Genomic DNA, 3386 nt, shown 5'->3' with positions numbered 1-3386 from the left:
GCGACCGGACACAGCTGGTGTCCGGTCGACCGGACACCAGCTGTGTCCGGTCGCTCACCTCTAAGTCATTGATATTATTATATCGGGTGGTTCTTCCTTTCTATTCTCTGACCTGACCGATCTCGAAGAGGTCAGGTCGCTGGCGTAGCCAGCAGCTGGCGTAGCCAGCAGACCGGCCGAAGGACGGTCAACGGACCTCGCCCGCGAAGCGGGCTCGGCCTCGATCTTCGCGCCGCGAAGCGGCGCATTTCCGCGCACCCAAGGGTGCGCGGGCGGGCGCATCCGCGCCCGCAGACCGGCTGACGCCGGTAGAAGTTCGTGGTGGGGAAGGAAGCGAGGGCGAAGAGGTCAGGGGCCCGCAGGGGCTTCTGACGGGGCGGGGTCTGGTGACAGGTCACGGGACCGGTTGCCCGATCCACGGGAGGCCTGAGCCCAGTCGTTCCAATCCTCGTGCGGCGCTGGTGGGCGCAGCCGCCTCCAACCTTCGCCCAGGCGTTCTGCCTGGGCGTCTCCGGCCGCGTTGGCGTCCTGTCCAGCGTAGCGCTGAGCGTCGTCTTTGATCGCAGCTACAGTCGGGGCGGCCGGCGCGCCGTCTCCGGCGGTCGAGATGATCGAGACCGCGCCGCGATACCCTCGCTCATGACGGATCCAGCCGAGTGCGGAGAGGGCGTCGATCGCGCTTTCCACGACGACGACGCGAGCGGCTTCGGCGATCCGCCGAACCCCAGCTCGGAACGCCCCGGCCTTCTTGTCGCTGCCGGGGGCCATCCCGCTCCAGCGTGACCCGTCGCGCTGGACGCGTGTGCCCTTGAGCTCGGCCCCGGTCGGGGTGCCCTCCTCGTCGCGGGCGAGGAACACCGCGTTCGTCAGCGTGCCGCCGTGCGGCCCCTCGCGTGTCTGTGCGTACACGTCCCCGGCAGTGTGGGCCTCGTCCACGATTTCGGGAATGAGGCCGCGCTCCTCGATGAGGTGGCGGCGCACCTCGGGCCACGCCTCTGGATCTGGGGCAGGGGGCTGGAAGGGGGCGCGTTCGCTCGCAGCCTTGGCAACTCGGGCGGTGGCGGTGAATCGCGTGGTCGCGCTCAGATCAGCGGCGGTCGCCTCGATTCCGAACCGAGATGAGAGCCACGATAGCGCGCCGTTGAAGTCGCTTTCCGTCACCGCCTGCACAAGGTCGATAGCTCCGGTGCCTCCGCGTCCCAGGATCGGACAGCGCCACCTGTGGTCCGTGACCTCGATGCGGTGCGTGCGCGCGCCCTTCGGGCCCAGCTTCCACCGGGCTTCCGGGGCGTCCCATTCGGCGCCGAGTTGCTCCAGGACGTCAGGGAGGGGCAAGGCACGCATCCGTGCCGCCAACTCCCGCCGGGCGGCCTTGGCCTCCTCAGCGGCCCTCTGGGCGGCGTCAGTGGCCTTCTGGGCGGTGTCGGCGGCTCGCCCTGCCGCGTGGGCCTTCCGGCGCTCTGCACCCGCCTCAGCGGCGCGCACAGCCTGCGTGGTGAACGCCTCGGCCACCCGCGCCCGCAGATCCTCTGCCCACCGCTCTCGGCCGAGCAGCGGCGGCGTTGTGATCTCGGGCAAGGCGACCTCATCGAGGACGCCAGCTGCGCGGCGGTAGTAGCTGGCGACGGTCTCGTGCTGGGCGGTGGAGCCAATGCGACCGCGGCGCAGCCCGAGGTTCTCAACCGCGGCTGCGTAGCCGGTCTGGTGCTGGCTGATGCGGCTCTCGCCTGGCTCGGCCTTGCTCACCTTCCCGCCGATCCAGCGCCGGGCGTTGAGCCGCCCCGTTTCGGGGTCGAGCGGCACGATGAATCCGGTCAGATGGGGGGTGGTCTCGTCGCCATGCATCCTAAGATCGGCGATGTTGTCGACGCCCCATTCCTCGGCCAGCCAGGCTGCGGATTGTTCGACCCAGCGGTCCTGATCGGCTTGTGACGCGTCACGCCACCATTCCGGGCTGGCCGTCATCAGCACCTCGACCGCGAGGACGGAGTTCGACCGGCGGAGTGGCTTGCCGTCCGGGCCGCGCGCGCCGGTCTTCGGAACGAGCGCCAGCACGTCGGCGGCCGGATCTTCGGATCCGACCAGGATGACGTTGCTCGAGGCGCGCGCGGCGTCCGCGTTCGGGGTCGGGATGGAGCGTTGCATGTGCGCCGCCGCCCCCCGGATCGCCCCGACCGTCTTCAGCTTCGCATACCGCAGGATGGCGAAGGGGCGGTCGTCAGGACCGGCCGTGCGGCTCGCTCTGACGAGAGCCTGCGCTCCGCCCTGACGGTTGGCCTCGGCGATGTCGTTAGCAGCCATGATCCCTCGCTTCCTTCCCCACCACGAATAGCACCGGCGATAGCCGGTCAGCCGCGCTCCGCGCGGCGCAGGTTTCGGGAGCGCGGATGCGGCCTGAAACCTGCTTCTCGGCGCAGCCGAGCGAACGCAACAAAGCAGCCGAGACCCGGAGGGCCGGATGCTTTGTGTAGTGAGTACTCAAAACGCCGTTCTTCATTCGAAGAAACCTCGCTGATCGGCGGGCTGAACTGATCCGGCTAGCTCCTCCTCGATGCGCTGAAGGAGATCGAGCTGACGAGGATCCCGAGGCGGCTGGGGCGGAGGCAGGGCTGCCGCAAATGCTCTAACCTCCTCAACGCGATCTGCCGCGACCTTCAGAGTGATCTCGCTCCATCCGGCAACGCGATCACGTTGCCGCTGAAGAGATTTCCTGCGGGCGGGCGACAATGACATATCACCCCTCGCGGACTTCGCCGGTTTCGGGGTCGAAGTCGGCTTCGTCGGTGCTGATGGGGGGCAGGCTCTCGCCCGCTTCTTGCTCCCGAACCATCATCTGAAGGCGACGCTTCACCAATGCGTCCTGATCGCCCTTCTTCACCAGCGTCCTGGTGACGAAGGCGGCCATGTCTTTCTGGCTGTCCCAGGCGCGCCAGACCTCAGCAGGGTTCAGGCAGTAGGCATAGACGCTGCCGCTAACGCGGATCCTTACGAGCGCGCCGCGCTCTTCGAGATACTGGGTGTGTCGCCGGACAGTGCGCTCGCTCGATTGCGTCATCTCGGCGAGAACCGCCTGAGAGACCACCACAGCACCTGCGGAAGGATCGATGTGTTCGGCCAGTATCGAATAAACCCGAGCAGCGGGCGGGTTGTCGGCGATGAGGCTTCTCAGCCGCGCCCAGCCCTGCGGATACACCTGCACAAATCCCCTGTTCTCGCGCCGCAGCTCATCAGTCCTAGCCGCCTCAGCGGCTTTCGCCGCCTCCCTCATCGTCATCATGCTCGCCTCGTTGCCGGTGGTTTTTTCGTTGTTGAGGTGACCGTAGCGACGGACTGCGAAAATGTCCAACATTCGGCACGAATGCCGAAAGTGGGTTTGCGAAATAGAA

Annotated in this window: 2 protein-coding genes; both read right to left on the bottom strand. The window is 67.4% G+C overall.

Translation table 11 applies throughout. From position 1 onward, the window contains the following. Positions 1-348: 348 nt before the first annotated feature. Positions 349-2301, bottom strand: coding sequence for a MobV family relaxase (mobV, locus tag ACFDS3_RS19795; RefSeq protein ID WP_375264051.1), 1953 nt, complete (start codon positions 2299-2301; stop codon positions 349-351). A gap of 433 nt (positions 2302-2734) precedes the next feature. After that, positions 2735-3386, bottom strand: a 652-nt coding sequence (locus tag ACFDS3_RS19790) for a hypothetical protein (protein ID WP_375264050.1), incomplete at its 5' end; no start/stop codon positions are given.

Source organism: Palleronia sp. (assembly GCF_042089775.1).
Taxonomy (GTDB): domain Bacteria; phylum Pseudomonadota; class Alphaproteobacteria; order Rhodobacterales; family Rhodobacteraceae; genus Palleronia.
The sequence above is the reverse complement of the archived record's forward strand: the minus strand, read 5'-3'. Positions and strand labels throughout refer to the sequence as shown.